The organism is Acinetobacter sp. ABJ_C5_2, from assembly GCF_044538485.1.
Taxonomy (GTDB): domain Bacteria; phylum Pseudomonadota; class Gammaproteobacteria; order Pseudomonadales; family Moraxellaceae; genus Acinetobacter; species Acinetobacter nosocomialis_A.
The window spans coordinates 462,331-477,203 of record NZ_JBIUCS010000001.1; the positions used below are offsets into that span (position 1 = coordinate 462,331).

Below are 14,873 nucleotides of genomic sequence, written 5' to 3' on the forward strand. Positions count from 1 at the left end.
CAATTCGAATACTATTAATGTAATCGGATTGAATGGTTTAAAATTTATGAACATATTAAAAATAAAAGTTTTAAATATAAAACGCTAAGTTAATAAATGGTTTCTAATTAGTTAACAGCACGTAGACTTTTTACATGGGGTTTGTGAAATAAAATAAGCTTTTTGAAAAGAAATGTATGGAATTGATATTGCCTAAAAATCCTAATTGTTTATTTTTGCTAAATATTTATTAAAAAAATTAACTTAATTCATAAAAATTAAAAAATGTTAAATAGATCACACTATTTTGTATTTGTGTGACTTAATTTTTATATGTCCTATAATTTTCCATCTCGATATGGGACTATCCGATTATCAAAATGCTAAAAAAATGTGTTTTTTCATTGGTATATCTCTTGCCAATTCATTTATACGCAGCTCAAGTTGATGTATTACGTGAGCAAGCTATTCAAAATTATAGAGCAGGGCAAACTCAACAAGCTGTTTCTCAATTAGGTCAATTGTTAAAACATTATCCATATGATCAAAAACTGCTTGCTGATTATTTAGTTATTATGTCAAGTGAAAAAAGAGACCTGACGAATTTTACAGAATTTTTGGTAAATGTGAATTATGTGAATTTTCCAGAATATGCACAGTTACCTTTAATTCAAAATTTTCGTGATTTTAAACACTTTAAAACTGCAATTGATTGGTCAAATAAATTCAATATTCAAAAATCAGTCGAAGGACGTATTTTATTATCAGTTTTGTATGCTGAAGCTCAAGATACGGCAAACGCGAAAACTCAATTATCGAATATCAACATTAAAAGTTTAAATGCTGATCAGCTGGTGCGGGTTGCCTATGCTTACCGTTTGATAAATTTACCCGTAGACGCTTTAGCTACAGTTGAGCATGCTTATCAGCAACAGCCAAAGTCGTCAGCTGTTTTGCAAGAGTATTTTTATGATTTGGTTGCTATTGGAGCATATCAAAAAGCTCAGCAATTACTCCAAGCAAGCGAAAAAAATCAGCAAACTGAGCAATTACAACAAACTTTACAAGTCAGTGAATTTTCTCAGCATGTTAATAATGCAATTGCTCGCTATAAATATTTAAATCGTCAAGGTTTATCAGATGCAGAAAGCTTTGCTGAGTTAGATAGCGTGTTGGAACAAGGGCAAAAGATACAAAAGCAGATGAAACCTGATGACCCTAACTATTTAAGGTTTCATTATGATTATTTATATGCATTAGATTTCAGAGGACGAGCGAAAGCAGTTTTAGAGAATTTTACTCAATTAAATATTCCACTTGAAAAATTACCTGCATATGTACGTCATGCAATTGCCGATAGTTATTTGGCTGAACAAAAACCGAAGCAAGCTGAACTTGCTTATAAGACGCTTTTAACCGAAAAAAATTATCCGGATATGATCGTCTATAGCGGGTTGTATTATTCTTATATTGAACAAGAAAAATATAAGGAAGCTGAACAGCTTTTGGCAAAAGTTGATCACCTTATTCCGACTTATAAATATAGTCAGGCAAAGGGTGTAGATAAAACTAGCCATCCTGACCGAGACGATTATATTGCATTAAAAGGGATGCATTTAGCTTATGCCAATCATTTAGATCAAGCTGAAAAACACTTTCAAAAAACAGTAGAACAAGCACCTGCAAATGAGAGTTTGATTAATAACCTTGCCCGTGTAGAGCGCTGGAGGGAAAAGCCTCTAGAAGCAAAAAAAACAATTTCTCGTTTAAATGGTATAGATCCGATTGCTAAAGATACTCGCATTAATGAAATGCAAAATGCTCAGGCTTTAGGTGATATCCAGACATGGCGTAAAACAACTCAAAACCTAGTGCAGTTTTATCCTGATGATAGTGGCGTTATTAAAAGCCGCAAAGAGTTGGATGATCGTAATAGAGCTACGATTTCACATTCAACGACTTGGGGCCAAAGTAAAGCTAATAATAGCGATTCTGTAAGTGGACAAAACGGTTTAAAAGACCGTGAGGTGGAAACTCGCCTTAATAGTCCGTGGATAAAAGATAATTATCGTTTATTCGCTTGGCATCAAGATCGTTATGGCGAATACAATTTTGGTGATGTCCATAACCAACGCTATGGTGTTGGGGCCGAATGGCAAGCTAATCGTAAGGCATTGTCGGCGATTTTGTCGCAAAGTACAGATGGCGGACAAGCTGGTGTTCGGCTTGATTGGTCACAGTGGCTAAATGATCACTGGCAGTATCAATTGCAATATAACAGTCAGGCTGACATTCCTTTACAAGCGATTGATGCAGGAGAAGATGGTCAATCTTATAGAGCTGCATTGACATGGCAAAAGGATGAATCACGTCAAATTGGCGCAAGTTACGGTTTGACTGATATTAGTGATGGCAATAAACAACAAGAATTTTCAACTTTTTGGCGTGAAAGACTATTTGCAGCGCCGCATCACATTACTTATGGCACTGTCCGTGGTTTTTACGGCAGTAATAGCCAAGATCAAACCGCTTATTTTAGCCCAAGTTCGCATTACAGCGCCGAGTTAAACTTAAGTCATGACTGGGTGACTTGGCGTGAATATGAACGTTCATTTAAACAGCATTTCGAGGCTGGGGTGGGCCTTTATAAACAAGCCGATTATTCCACTAAGCCAACCTATTCTTTGCAGTATCAACATCAATGGCAGCTATCACGTACATGGCAACTCAATTATGGAATTGGCTGGCAATACCATCCTTACGATGGACATGCTGAACAGCATACCTATGGTATTTTCGGATTTGAAGGGCGTTTTTAATGAATAATTTATTTTCGAAAGTGTTGGGCTTTGCTTTGGCCTCGACATTGTTACCTCTGCAATTTGCATATGCCCAAATAGAAAAAGATTTACCAAAAAATCGCACAGTTTCTTTAACTTTTCATGACGTCAGAGATGATGTTTTAAAAGAGGGCGATCGGGATATATATGCAATTCAAACTAAAAATTTAGCGCAGTTCTTTGACTGGCTCAGTCAATCTGACTGGAAGCCAATACGTTTGAAAGATATTGAAGAGGCTCGTAAGCAAGGCAAAGAGCTACCTCATAATGCCATTTTGTTAACCTTTGATGATGGTGCTTTAAGTAGCTACAGTCGTATATTTCCACTGCTTAAGCAATATCAGATTCCGGCAGTTTTTGCACTCCCAACCAGTTGGCTAAATGGTAATACAAAAGCTGGCTATGAAGCCTATGGACAAGGAAACTTGGTCAATTGGAAGCAAGTACGAGAAATGCAGGCTTCTGGCTTAGCTGAGTTTGCAAGCCATAGTGATGATTTGCATCATGGTGTGCTTGCTAATCCTCAAGGGAATGAACAACCCGCGGCAACTTCTTATATGTATTTAAAATCACAAGCGCGTTATGAAACGGACGCGGAATATCAACAACGTATTTTGAATGATTTAAAAAAATCTCATAATGTCTTAAAAAAAGAATTGGGTGTAGAGCCGAAAGCAATTGTATGGCCGTATGGTGCGGTAAATCAGCAGTTAGAGAAGCTAGCTCAACAAGCAGGTTTCACTTTTTCCTTTAGTTTAGGGCGTGATGGCGTAAATCAGATTAATGATCTGACCTTTAAGCGTAGCCTTATGGTCGACAACTCTACCGCTGAACAGTTGACTGAGACGTTACTTAATATTTTGAATTCGGCCGAGAAAGATTTATATAAGCAGCCAAAACATTTTGTAAGTATGGACTTAAAGCAATTAGCTGCTTCAAGCAATACTCAGTCAGATGAAAAACTAGGGTTATTGTTATCCAAACTTTATAGCTTAAAAAACAATACGCTGATATTGAAGCCTTTAGATGACCAAGATGGAGATGGGCAATATGACGTTGCTTATTTCCCAACAACTCAAATGCTAGTTAAGCAAGATATTTTGAACCGTAGTTTATGGCAGGCACAAACTCGTGCAGGTCAGGCGGTTATTTTAGAACTACCTATTTATCCTCAAAAAAATAAACCATTTTTGGTGGCAGATTTAGCTAAAGATATTGCGCGTTTTAATAGCAATTTAAGTGGTATTCAGCTTAATGCCGGAACTGCTTTAAATTGTGCAATGCAAAACACAACGCTGAACGAAAGTAACTGTGTTGAACAAGTAAAGCAATTATCACAACTGAGTCAACTGACTCAAAAAGCTGCAAAGCCTTATTTGAATATGAGTAATCAGGCCCAGTTTAGTTTGTTGCTAACACCAGACTTAGAGCATATTGAACAGTTACCAGTGCTTTTAAAATCACTATTAACCCAACATGATTTAGTGAACCTAAAATTTAATATGGTGGGTAAGCAAAAACAATTTAAACAAGCCTTAGAACTTTTAAATACTCTTGATGCGAAATACAAACAACGAATTATGCTGACATTAACATTGCCAGAAAATGACCAGAGAAATGCTTGGCAAGAAGTAAAACAAGGCCTTTTCGATATTCAGCGCATAGGTATTCAGAAATTTGGTGTTGAGGGCTATAACACTGAAAATGCAAAAAATGTTCATGAGTATTTATATAACCCAATGAGCTTGAATTCGAGTTCGGTGATGTATCAGCCCTTTGCAGGTTTAGCAACGGAGGGGAAAAAGTAATGAGAGTATTACTCGATATTCTATTTGCTTTTGCCTTTTTATATCCGCTGCTTATGGCTTGGACATGGATGGTAGGTGGCCTTTGGTTTTTCTTTAAGCGGGAATACCATGAGCAACAGTTACCTGAGCCGTCAGGTGAAGGGTGCAGTATTATTATTCCTTGCTTTAATGAAGAAGCCCAAGTACGGCAAACCATTCGTTATGCCTTGCAAACAAAATATCCAAATTTTGAAGTCATTGCTGTAAATGATGGTAGTAGTGACAGAACTGCAGAAATTCTTGATGAGTTAGCAGCACAAGATGCTCGTCTGAGGGTCGTTCACTTAGCAGAAAACCAAGGTAAGGCAGTCGCTTTAAGATCTGGAGTATTGGTCAGTAAATACGAATATTTAGTTTGTATTGATGGGGATGCTTTACTACATCCTCATGCTGTACTTTGGCTCATGCAGCCATTTCTAAAATTTCCGCGTATTGGGGCTGTCACTGGTAACCCTAGAATTTTAAATCGCTCAAGTATTTTAGGAAAATTACAGGTTGGAGAGTTCTCTTCAATTATTGGATTAATTAAACGTGCGCAGCGAACATATGGTCGTATTTTTACAGTATCGGGGGTAATTGTAGCGTTTAGAAAAACTGCTTTGGTTCGTGTCGGTTTTTGGTCTGATGACAAAATTACTGAAGATATTGATATCTCTTGGAAACTTCAAATGGATCACTGGGATATTCAATATATTCCTCAAGCTCTTTGTTATATCTACATGCCTGAAACTTTTAAAGGTCTTTGGAAACAGCGGTTACGCTGGGCACAAGGTGGGGTAGAAGTCTTATTAGAATATATTCCTAAAATGTTTAAAGTTCGCTTGCGCCGTATGTGGCCAGTCATGCTTGAAGCTTTAGTCAGTATTGTTTGGTCATATGTGATGATTATGATCTTTATTTTATTTTTTGTGGGATTATTCCTCGACTTACCTCAACAGTTTCAAATTAATTCACTCATGCCGCAGTGGTATGGCGTGATATTAGGTGGAACATGTCTCATCCAATTTTTAGTCAGTTTATGGATCGATCATCGTTATGACCGTGGGCGTCTTTTTAGAAATTACTTTTGGGTAATTTGGTATCCATTGTTTTTCTGGCTACTAACGTTATTTACCAGCGTGGTTGCGGTACCTAAAACTATATTTAACACGAAAAAACGTGCTCGCTGGGTAAGTCCAGACCGAGGATTCCGTGGAGATAATTCATGAAAAATGAAGAAAATACTGACGTAGAAGTTTTAGATATACCTGAATATATTGATCAGCCTGAATATGTAAAAAATAAGACCGCGAACTATACCTTACAAACAATAGGTTGGTTTTGTTTAATGTGGTTACTTTTTCCGCTGGCTTCTTTATTTTTGTGGTTTTTTGAAGGACATCTTATTTATGACTATGTGTGGGTAGATCATATTTCGGAAGTGAAAACCTTATTACATTTACTCCTTTTAATTGGTCTAAGTGCTTTAGTTTTAATTCTATGGGCGAGTTATAACTGGCTTAGATTTCATGGCGATGACCGTCGTAGTAAAGCTCCGAATAGTTCTGTTGAGTTATTGGCTTCACAATTTATGGTAAATACAGAATCTTTATCAGAATTACAAAATGCACAACGTGTGGTCTTACATTACGATGATCAGGGCCATTTAAAACAGTATGATTTGAAATGAGTGAAAAAAGCATGGTCGATCAACCATGCTTTTTTTATTTTTAAGATGTTGTTCTAATAATGATATCAACAGGATGTTGAGTACCATCCATACTATAAATAGCGGTTTGAGTAACTTTGATAATTGGCCAAGTTTGCAATTTACAATTTGATCTTTGCAAGGCTGAATAGTAGCTATCAGATTTAAAAAAGGTTTTATTGGCTTGTGCTGTATTAGGCATTAAAAGTCGTCTCAGCCATGTTTCATTTACTTGAGTTTCAAGAAAACGTAGAGCTAGGATGCTTTTAACTCGATTGTTAAATAACCTCCGGTTTTTGGCAATAAGCGGGTGGGTAATGAGGCGATGTATGCCGATTTGACTATGGGGTAAAATAAAATGTGGTGTAATTTGAAATACAGTTACAAATTTTGCTTGTTGGCAAATTTTTTCTAAGTGCGTGACAGTTTCCTGATCTGTTCCAATAATCGCTACATTTAAATTAGAAAAATCATATGCTTTGATTGTATTTGATAAAAGAATTTGCCCAGTAAAGGCGTCAAAATCCTGAACTGCATTTTGAAAAGTAGCTGATTTGGCAACATTATTTTTAAGTTCAATACTCATTTTCCAAAAGTCCTTTTGGTTTTCATTTATGATGATTTTTTATCGTTTTAATATAAATAACCAAGCAAGTAGTTTGGGTAAAGTATTTTCAGATAGGTGGTTATCTCATGCTTGAAACCTTTTCAAGCATGAGACTTTGTGTATATATTAATTATTTGATTTTAATTGCATTAATTGAGTAAAGCTGTCTAAACGTTTATTTGTATCATAGACATCACAAGTAAAAATAAACTCATCGACTTCATATGTAGCCAAAAGCTTTTCTAAACCTGAACATACTGTTTCAGCAGAACCGATTTGTGCCATCGTATAGAAATTTTCAACTGAAAGTTGTTCTGCTGTGTTCCATAGTCCTTGCATTGAATTAACCGGTGGCTTCAGTTTCAAACTTTCACCACGAATTAATCCTAAGACACGTTGGTATGCGCTTGTTGCTAGGAACTGAGCTTCTTCATCTGTATTGGCAACCACAACAGGTACACCCATGGAAACATAAGGCTTGTCCAAATATTCAGAAGGCTCGAAATTTTCACGATAAAGTTCGATCGCTTGACCAAGCATGCGTGGTGCAAAATGCGATGCAAATGAATAGGGTAATCCTAGTTTCGCAGCCAATTGCGCGCTGAATAAGCTTGAACCTAATAACCAGACAGGCACATGAGTATTTTGTCCTGGAGTGGCAATAATTCTTTGGCCGGGTTGAGGTGCTTTAAAATATTGCAAAATCTCAACAACATCTCTTGGGAACTGATCTTCCGTTTCCTGATGCCCGCGACGTAAGGCACGCATAGTGACCTGATCTGTACCTGGAGCACGACCTAAACCTAGCTCAATACGATTTGGATATAAGGTTGCTAATGTACCGAATTGTTCTGCAACCACTAACGGTGCATGATTTGGTAGCATGATACCACCTGAACCTAAGCGAATGCGCTGGGTATGAGCCGTGATAAAACCAAGTAAAACAGCGGTTGCTGAACTCGCAATTCCATCCATATTATGATGTTCTGCAAGCCAAAAACGGTCATAACCTAATTTTTCTGCATGTTGGGCGAGCTCTAATGCATGACGTAATGAAAACTCGATTGTTTTATCATCACGTATAGGAGCAAGCTCCAAAATTGAAAATTTGGTGTCTTGAAGTGATCGCATGCGATATTCTCAAAAAACGTTATATCGAAATAATACGATATAAATGGAGTGATGTATATCGGTTTTTTTCGATATAAATTTTACTCCCAAATAAAAAAGCACCGCTAGGGTGCTTTTTAATATCTGTATACCAATTAGTGGTGTTTATACCAACCACGGTGTAAGCCATTATCATGACGATAATAAGCACGATCATCACGATCATAGCGACGATCGTAACGGCGGTCGTCACGATCATAACGACGGTCATAACGGTCATCATAGTTACGGTCTTGACCAACTTTACGACCTAAAGCAGAACCACCAGCTGCACCTACTGCTGCACCGATGTATCCACCGTTTGTACCACCCATGTTTTTACCAACGGTATAACCAGCACCACCGCCTAAAGCACCACCAATAGCAGCTTCTGTACGGTTACGACGGTCACTTGCTGCAGCCGCACCACCAGCACCACCTAAAGCAGCACCAATTGTTGCGCCAGATGTACCACCGATACTTTTACCAATTGCTGTACCTACTACACTACCTAGAGCAGAAGTTGCCGCTACACGGGTACCATTATCTGCATGTGCAACTGACACCATAGAGGTTGTTGCGATTAATGCACTTGCTAACCAAATATTCATTTTCATTTTGGAACTCCATGCTCATTTTGCTGAAGAGCAATCTTTATATCTTGAGCTAAATGTAATTAAAAATTTCGTGAAAATTATGGAGAAGGGCCATGCTGATACGATAGTTTTGTGTCTGCTTTGTATGGTTTATATTAAGATGTGAATAAATCATGAACGATATATTGGAGGATGGCAAAATTTTGACTATAAAAAAACACCCGAAGGTGTTTTTAAGTCTATGTCTTTACTGTGATTAGTGGTGATGACGGTGTTTTTTCTTCCAGTGTTTAGAAGATCGATCATAATCGCGGTCTTTAGAAATTTTATTACCTAAAGCACCACCACCTGCCGCACCTAAAGCAGCACCGATGTATCCACCGTTTGTACCACCCATGCTTTTACCAACAGTATAGCCAGCACCACCGCCTAAACCACCGCCAATTGCAGATTCTGTACGGTGACGACGATCACTTGCAACTGCTGCACCACCAGCACCACCTAAAGCAGCACCAATTGTTGCGCCAGATGTACCACCCATGCTTTTACCAATTGCAGTACCAGCAACACTACCTAAAGCAGAAGCAGCTGCTACGTGAGTTGTGTTGTCTGCATGTGCTACAGTCATCATAGAAGTAGCTAAAACAGCACTACATAATAAAGTATTTAATTTCATCATTTACTCCATGTCCCAAGTTGCAGGACCTTATATCTTTCGTTACGGCAAATGTAACAAAACACTTCTCTTCAAATGTGGAGAACCCTCACTCAATTATTGGAGTTTAGTGTCTCGTTTGTATGCTTTCTATTAAAAAAGAATGAAAAACCATCAATCTTATCTAAAAACTGAACAATAAAAATTAGTGAACGTAAGTCATAAGTGTTTGAGAGGGACAATATATAATTTAATAGGTTTACAGATGATGGATAGACCTTTCTAAAGTTCAGGAATTGAAGGATTACATATGTCATTTAATCAGCATAATCTGTAAACTATGCGCTATTTTTATGATTTGGCTTATCTTCTTATATTTATCTAGATAAGTTTTTTGGACTTTTGAGATATTTCCTCTTATGAAAGCGTCACTCCGTTTACGACTTGATCAACTCTGTGATCGTCATGAAGAACTTACCGCATTGCTTGCTGATGCTGAAGTGATTTCCGATAACAAACGTTTCCGTAAACTGTCTCGTGAACATAGTGATTTAACTGAAATTACAGAAGTTTGGGGCAAATACCGTCAAGCAGAAGAAGACATTGAAACTGCTGAAATGATGAAGTCGGACCCTGACTTTAAAGATATGGCAGAAGAAGAAATTCAAGCGAATAAAGCATTGCTTGAAGAGCTAGAAAGCCAGCTCAATATCTTGATGATTCCAAAAGATCCAAATGACTCTAATGCTGCGTATTTAGAAATTCGCGCTGGAACGGGCGGTGATGAAGCTGCAATTTTCTCAGGTGATTTGTTCCGTATGTACAGCAAATATGCCGAGACACAAGGCTGGCGTATTGAAGTCCTTTCTGAAAATGAAGGCGAACATGGTGGCTTTAAAGAAGTCATTTGCCGTGTAGATGGTGATGGCGTGTATGGCCGCTTGAAGTTTGAAAGTGGTGCTCACCGTGTACAACGTGTGCCAGCCACTGAATCACAAGGTCGTGTACATACTTCAGCTTGTACGGTTGCGATCTTGCCTGAAATTGATGTTGATACTAATGTTGAAATTAACCCAGCAGATTTGCGTATTGATACTTACCGTGCGTCAGGTGCCGGTGGTCAGCACATTAACAAAACTGATTCGGCAGTGCGTATTACTCACATTCCAACGGGTACAGTCGTTGAGTGTCAAGAAGAACGTTCACAGCATAAAAACAAAGCCAAAGCGATGGCCTTGTTAGTATCGCGTTTAGAAAATGCGAAACGTGCAGCAGCCGATGCAGCGACTTCTGAAATGCGTCGTGATTTAGTGGGTTCTGGTGACCGTTCTGAACGTATCCGTACGTATAACTACCCACAAGGTCGTATGACGGATCACCGTATTAACCTAACTTTATATAAGTTAGACGCGATTATGGAAGGTGATTTAACTGAATTGCTCGATAGCTTACATCGTGAATATCAGGCAGATCAGCTTGCAATGCTTGCACAGGAAAATGGCGGCTAATGAATATTGCTCAAGCGCTTGCAATTCGTGGTGAGCCTGACAGTTATGAACGACAAGAAAATGCTTGGTTACTTGAGCATTTTCTAAAAATCAATTCGCTTGAATTAAAGTTTAGACTTGAGCAAGAGTTAACAGCCCAACAAGAACAAGATTATTTGGCTGGTCTTGAGCGTATCCAAAACGGTGAACCTTTAGCTTATGTGACGGGTTCGCAACCATTTTGGACGCTCGATTTAAAAGTAACATCTGATACTTTAGTACCTCGTCCGGATACTGAGGTTTTGGTTGAAACTGTTTTAAATCTAAATTTGCCAAATAATGCAAATATTGTTGATTTAGGGACGGGGACAGGTGCAATTGCACTTGCATTAGCGAGTGAACGTCCGGATTGGTTCGTCACAGCAACTGATATTTATGCGCCTACTTTAGATGTCGCAAAAGAAAATGCACTAGCTCATAATTTGCAACGTGTAAAATTCGCTTGCGGCGCGTGGTTTGAGGCACTAGAGCCACAAAAATTTGATTTAATTGTTTCTAATCCGCCGTATATCGACCCTGAAGATGAACACATGCAAGCTTTGGCAACAGAACCACGCCGTGCATTGGTTGCAGAGCATCAGGGACTGGCTGATATTGAAATTATTATTGCTCAAGGGAAAAACTGGTTAAAACCACAAGGCTGGATTGTACTAGAGCATGGTTATGATCAGGGGCAAGCTGTTCGCGATCTTTTCACAGAGCATGGTTTTAGCCAAATTAAAACTATTCAAGACTATGGCCAAAATGATCGAGTCACTTTGGCATGCTGGATTTAAAATTACTTTTGAAGTGTATCCCGCCAACGTAATAACCAGTTTTCAATAAGTTTCATAAAGGTATCGGTTACTTTACCCAATAGGGCTAATAAAATAATTGCAATGATAACAATATCTGGTCGAGAGGTTTCTCGGCCATCACTGAGTAAATAGCCAATCCCTTGAGTGGCTGCAATCAGTTCAGCTGCAATCATAAACATCCAAGATAAGCTTAAGCTGTTGCGTAAACCTGTTAAAATGCCCGGAGATGCTGCTGGTAAAATAATAGATATAATCCGCTGAAAAGCATTAAGCCGATAAACTTTTCCAACTTCAATGAGCTTTCTATCTACATTATGAATTGCTGCAACTGTATTGGTATAGGTTGGAAAAAATGCTCCAATTGCAATAAGCGTAATTTTTGAACCTTCGTCAATTCCTAACCAAAGTAATAGCAGGGGGATCCATGCAAGACTTGGGATCGACTTAATTGCTGAGAAGGTCGGTTCTAAATAAGCTTCTGCTTCTTTACTTAATCCCACCCAAATCGCAAAAATTAAACCTAAACCGCTTCCTATAATAAAGCCCAATAGAACACGCCATGTACTAATATAAATATGAGCAAATAGGTCACTATGAGCTAAATCTAAAAAAGATTGCCATAAACTAGTCGGTGCAGGGAGTAGATAAGCATCGATATAGCCATTTCTGACTAAAAACTCACAAGCTGCTAAAAAGATGAGGGGAATGAGTAGCGCTTTAAACCACCGTGTGAATTTGTTGTTTAGATGCTTTTTCTGGGATTTTAAAGCCTGCTGAGCTAAGAAATGATTTAGCTCAGCTTTGTTAAGTGAATCACTCATATACTATTTCACGACTTTTTGAGCAAAACGTGGGTCTAACAACTGATCAACCACTTGATTGACATTGGTGCCTTTTCTAACCAAGTCTTCTTCTGTCAAAATTTTTCCAGAACGTTTTAGCGCTTGTGCTTGAGTTGCCGTTGGAATGCTTTGATCAAAGTTGGTTCGGCTCAGTTGTAGTTTAGCCACAGGTAGAGGGAGTTTTGATTCTTGAGCTAAAAGTGCTGCCACTTTATCTGGATTGGCTTTTGCCCATTTTCGGGCTTGTTCGTAGGCTTTAATAACGGCTTCTACCGCTTCAGGGCTTTGCTTTGCAAAGTCTTCTTTAACACTCAGTACGCTATAACTATTAAATGCCACATTACGATAAAGTAATTTCGCACCCGATTGAATTTGAGCTGAAGCCATTAATGGATCAAGCCCCGCCCAAGCATCTACTTGGCCACGTTCTAATGCGGTTTTGCCATCTGGATGTTGTAAATGGACCAGTTGTACATCGCGTTTGCTTAAGCCTACTGTTTCTAGTGCTTGTAGTGTAAATAAGAATGGATCGGTTCCTTTTGTCGCTGCAATTTTTTTACCTTTTAAATCTTTTAAGCTTTTAATTGGTGAGTTTTTTGCGACAACAAGGGCGGTCCACTCCGGTTGGCTTTGTACATAAACTGTTTTAATTGGACTACCATTCGCTCGGCTTAATACAGCAGCCAATCCAGCAGTAGAAGCAAAATCGATGCTGTTACTATTGAGATATTCTAATGAGCGGTTGCTACCTTGACTGAAAACCCATTTAATTTGAGTATTTGGGAGTGCTTTTTCAAGAAGCTTTTGATCCTTTACTACCAAACTGGTTGGTGCGTAGTAAGCGTAATCAAGCTTAAGCGTAGTCGGAATTGCTGCGAAAGTAGATGAAGCAAATACAAACCCCAATGTTGATGCCAACAAAGTCTTTGGTACAGAAAATTTTGATTTTAAAGACATGATAAAAATGAAACCGAAATAAAATAATAAATCATCCTTTCATGTGTTTAGAGGCTTACAAACTTAGTTATTTTGATTTGTAAATCAGTTTGAAAGATAAAAGTTTAGATAAAATTATAAGTTAATGTTTTATAGGCATTATTAAGTTTTATATAATGCGTTATATGAAATATTCAATTTAAAAGACATAAATATCATAAGCTTAAGCCCTAATGCCTTAAACTTCAGCCGATGTATATGTTATTGCTTAAATGTTGTTAAGTTATCTCGGTAAGCACCTGGGCTGATACCTGTCCATTTTTTAAAAGCACGGTGAAAAGCACTCGGGTCATGGAAATTTAAGTCTTCACTAATGTCTTGTATTGAATCATTGCTTTTACTTAAGCGTTCAATCGCAATATCACAGCGAATTTCATTTTTAATTTGCTGATAACTTACTCCTTCATGTTTGAGGCGTCGTTGAACAGTAGCTTCTGAAATATTGAGTTGCTGCGCGACATCTTTGAGTTCAGGCCATTCGGCTGGGTGAAGTTTCAATAAATGACGCCGAATAAGAACGCTCAAGGCATTTTCATTTTTAAAGCGAACTAAAAGATTTTGTGGAGTTTGCTCTAAAAAATCATAAAGCGCTTTTTTATCTTTTTTAATTTTAATATCTAGATAGTGGGCATCAAACTCAACCTGATTTATCTCGGCATTAAATTGTATATCCTCACAGAAACGAACTAGATAATCTTGAATATCGTTTGGTTTTGAACAGCGTACAGCAATACTGTTTAAACTAATTCGCTGGTCTATTAACCAGCACATAAGCCCATGTACCAACATTAAAAAGGTTGCGTAAGTAAACATACGTTTAGGTTGTTCACGATCACGAATGACCAAATAAGCTTTTTCTTGTTCTCGAATGAGTTCTCCACGTATATCATCAAGCACAAAATTAAAAAAATTCAAAATATCGTAGAGAGCCTTTTCTAAAGTTTCAGCCGTACTGACGAGTTTTGTAAGTAATTTATAGCTGCCACGACGCATAGGGTGGCTATCCATCCCAAAAAACTCGTCATTCATGGCATTAGCAAGTTCTATCCATAATTGTGCATACGTTGCTACCGGAACACGGGCTTTGGGTGTCATGAGCAATTCAGCAGGAATGCCAGCTTTATTCAAAATGATTTGAGTATTTAACCCTTTGGTATAAGCCGCACTTAATGCTTCATGTACCAGTGCAATCGAAATTGTTCCTTTACTTAAAGAAGATTGGACAACCATGTCAAAGACTCATTTTTTTACGTATTTCAAGTGAAATATTTCATATTCAAAATTTGGATTGATCAAAAGCTGCAAGCATTTTGAGGTTTTTTGAAATTGTA

General features: G+C 37.9%; 13 protein-coding genes. 6 read left to right on the forward strand and 7 right to left on the reverse strand.

Features of this window, described 5'->3' with window-relative positions:
* Positions 1-359 precede the first annotated feature (359 nt).
* From pgaA to pgaD, 4 genes are read left to right on the forward strand one after another with little or no spacing between them, the layout of a single operon-like run.
* Positions 360-2,798: a poly-beta-1,6 N-acetyl-D-glucosamine export porin PgaA gene (gene pgaA / locus ACH8JV_RS02210; protein ID WP_396519477.1), complete on the forward strand. Its 2,439-nt coding sequence runs from the start codon at positions 360-362 to the stop codon at positions 2,796-2,798.
* Positions 2,798-4,627, forward strand: coding sequence for a poly-beta-1,6-N-acetyl-D-glucosamine N-deacetylase PgaB (gene pgaB / locus ACH8JV_RS02215; RefSeq protein WP_396519479.1), 1,830 nt, complete (start codon positions 2,798-2,800; stop codon positions 4,625-4,627). The genes pgaA and pgaB overlap by 1 nt, the downstream gene beginning before the upstream one ends.
* Positions 4,627-5,874: a poly-beta-1,6-N-acetyl-D-glucosamine synthase gene (gene pgaC, locus ACH8JV_RS02220; RefSeq protein ID WP_396519481.1), complete on the forward strand. Its 1,248-nt coding sequence runs from the start codon at positions 4,627-4,629 to the stop codon at positions 5,872-5,874. Before pgaB ends, pgaC begins: the two co-directional genes overlap by 1 nt.
* Entirely contained in the window at positions 5,871-6,335 is a 465-nt protein-coding gene (pgaD, locus tag ACH8JV_RS02225) for a poly-beta-1,6-N-acetyl-D-glucosamine biosynthesis protein PgaD (protein ID WP_396519483.1), read from the forward strand. Before pgaC ends, pgaD begins: the two co-directional genes overlap by 4 nt.
* Before the next feature lie 40 nt (positions 6,336-6,375).
* Here the strand turns inward: pgaD and ACH8JV_RS02230 are convergent, their stop codons facing one another.
* The 4 genes from ACH8JV_RS02230 to ACH8JV_RS02245 all read right to left on the reverse strand — a co-directional run bounded on the left by ACH8JV_RS02230 (position 6,376) and on the right by ACH8JV_RS02245 (position 9,381).
* A complete protein-coding gene (locus ACH8JV_RS02230; RefSeq protein ID WP_343568198.1) occupies positions 6,376-6,939 on the reverse strand; it encodes a flavoprotein in 564 nt (187 codons plus the stop codon).
* Between the two features lie 147 nt (positions 6,940-7,086).
* Positions 7,087-8,091, reverse strand: coding sequence for an LLM class flavin-dependent oxidoreductase (locus tag ACH8JV_RS02235; protein WP_396519486.1), 1,005 nt, complete (start codon positions 8,089-8,091; stop codon positions 7,087-7,089).
* Positions 8,092-8,225: 134 nt separating this feature from the next.
* Positions 8,226-8,726, reverse strand: a complete 501-nt coding sequence (locus ACH8JV_RS02240; RefSeq protein ID WP_396478729.1) for a hypothetical protein — start codon at positions 8,724-8,726, stop codon at positions 8,226-8,228.
* A gap of 235 nt (positions 8,727-8,961) precedes the next feature.
* The gene (locus ACH8JV_RS02245) at positions 8,962-9,381 is read right to left on the reverse strand and encodes a glycine zipper domain-containing protein (RefSeq protein WP_002049123.1); all 420 of its coding nucleotides are present in this window, start codon (positions 9,379-9,381) and stop codon (positions 8,962-8,964) included.
* A 398-nt stretch (positions 9,382-9,779) separates the two neighbouring features.
* On the opposite strand from ACH8JV_RS02245, the gene prfA reads away from it, so the two are divergent.
* Both prfA and prmC read left to right on the forward strand, forming a co-directional pair.
* On the forward strand, positions 9,780-10,868 hold the full coding sequence (gene prfA / locus ACH8JV_RS02250; protein WP_002049300.1) for a peptide chain release factor 1: 1,089 nt from the start codon (positions 9,780-9,782) through the stop codon (positions 10,866-10,868).
* Entirely contained in the window at positions 10,868-11,683 is an 816-nt protein-coding gene (gene prmC / locus ACH8JV_RS02255) for a peptide chain release factor N(5)-glutamine methyltransferase (RefSeq protein WP_396519488.1), read from the forward strand. The genes prfA and prmC overlap by 1 nt, the downstream gene beginning before the upstream one ends.
* A 2-nt stretch (positions 11,684-11,685) precedes the next feature.
* Here the strand turns inward: prmC and ACH8JV_RS02260 are convergent, their stop codons facing one another.
* The 3 genes from ACH8JV_RS02260 to ACH8JV_RS02270 all read right to left on the reverse strand — a co-directional run bounded on the left by ACH8JV_RS02260 (position 11,686) and on the right by ACH8JV_RS02270 (position 14,772).
* Entirely contained in the window at positions 11,686-12,525 is an 840-nt protein-coding gene (locus tag ACH8JV_RS02260; RefSeq protein ID WP_396519490.1) for an ABC transporter permease, read from the reverse strand.
* 3 nt (positions 12,526-12,528) lie between these two features.
* On the reverse strand, positions 12,529-13,503 hold the full coding sequence (locus tag ACH8JV_RS02265; RefSeq protein ID WP_396519492.1) for an aliphatic sulfonate ABC transporter substrate-binding protein: 975 nt from the start codon (positions 13,501-13,503) through the stop codon (positions 12,529-12,531).
* A gap of 240 nt (positions 13,504-13,743) precedes the next feature.
* A complete protein-coding gene (locus ACH8JV_RS02270) occupies positions 13,744-14,772 on the reverse strand; it encodes an AraC family transcriptional regulator (RefSeq protein ID WP_396519494.1) in 1,029 nt (342 codons plus the stop codon).
* Positions 14,773-14,873 lie beyond the last annotated feature (101 nt).

What these genes read in the sequence shown, in the direction of transcription:
- pgaA (WP_396519477.1), top strand. Translation starts at nt 360, where the DNA reads ATGCTAAAAAAATGTGTTTTTTCATTGGTATATCTCTTGCCAATTCAT.
- pgaB (WP_396519479.1), top strand. Translation starts at nt 2,798, where the DNA reads ATGAATAATTTATTTTCGAAAGTGTTGGGCTTTGCTTTGGCCTCGACA.
- pgaC (WP_396519481.1), top strand. Translation starts at nt 4,627, where the DNA reads ATGAGAGTATTACTCGATATTCTATTTGCTTTTGCCTTTTTATATCCG.
- pgaD (WP_396519483.1), top strand. Translation starts at nt 5,871, where the DNA reads ATGAAAAATGAAGAAAATACTGACGTAGAAGTTTTAGATATACCTGAA.
- ACH8JV_RS02230 (WP_343568198.1), bottom strand. Translation starts at nt 6,939, where the DNA reads ATGAGTATTGAACTTAAAAATAATGTTGCCAAATCAGCTACTTTTCAA.
- ACH8JV_RS02235 (WP_396519486.1), bottom strand. Translation starts at nt 8,091, where the DNA reads ATGCGATCACTTCAAGACACCAAATTTTCAATTTTGGAGCTTGCTCCT.
- ACH8JV_RS02240 (WP_396478729.1), bottom strand. Translation starts at nt 8,726, where the DNA reads ATGAAAATGAATATTTGGTTAGCAAGTGCATTAATCGCAACAACCTCT.
- ACH8JV_RS02245 (WP_002049123.1), bottom strand. Translation starts at nt 9,381, where the DNA reads ATGAAATTAAATACTTTATTATGTAGTGCTGTTTTAGCTACTTCTATG.
- prfA (WP_002049300.1), top strand. Translation starts at nt 9,780, where the DNA reads ATGAAAGCGTCACTCCGTTTACGACTTGATCAACTCTGTGATCGTCAT.
- prmC (WP_396519488.1), top strand. Translation starts at nt 10,868, where the DNA reads ATGAATATTGCTCAAGCGCTTGCAATTCGTGGTGAGCCTGACAGTTAT.
- ACH8JV_RS02260 (WP_396519490.1), bottom strand. Translation starts at nt 12,525, where the DNA reads ATGAGTGATTCACTTAACAAAGCTGAGCTAAATCATTTCTTAGCTCAG.
- ACH8JV_RS02265 (WP_396519492.1), bottom strand. Translation starts at nt 13,503, where the DNA reads ATGTCTTTAAAATCAAAATTTTCTGTACCAAAGACTTTGTTGGCATCA.
- ACH8JV_RS02270 (WP_396519494.1), bottom strand. Translation starts at nt 14,772, where the DNA reads ATGGTTGTCCAATCTTCTTTAAGTAAAGGAACAATTTCGATTGCACTG.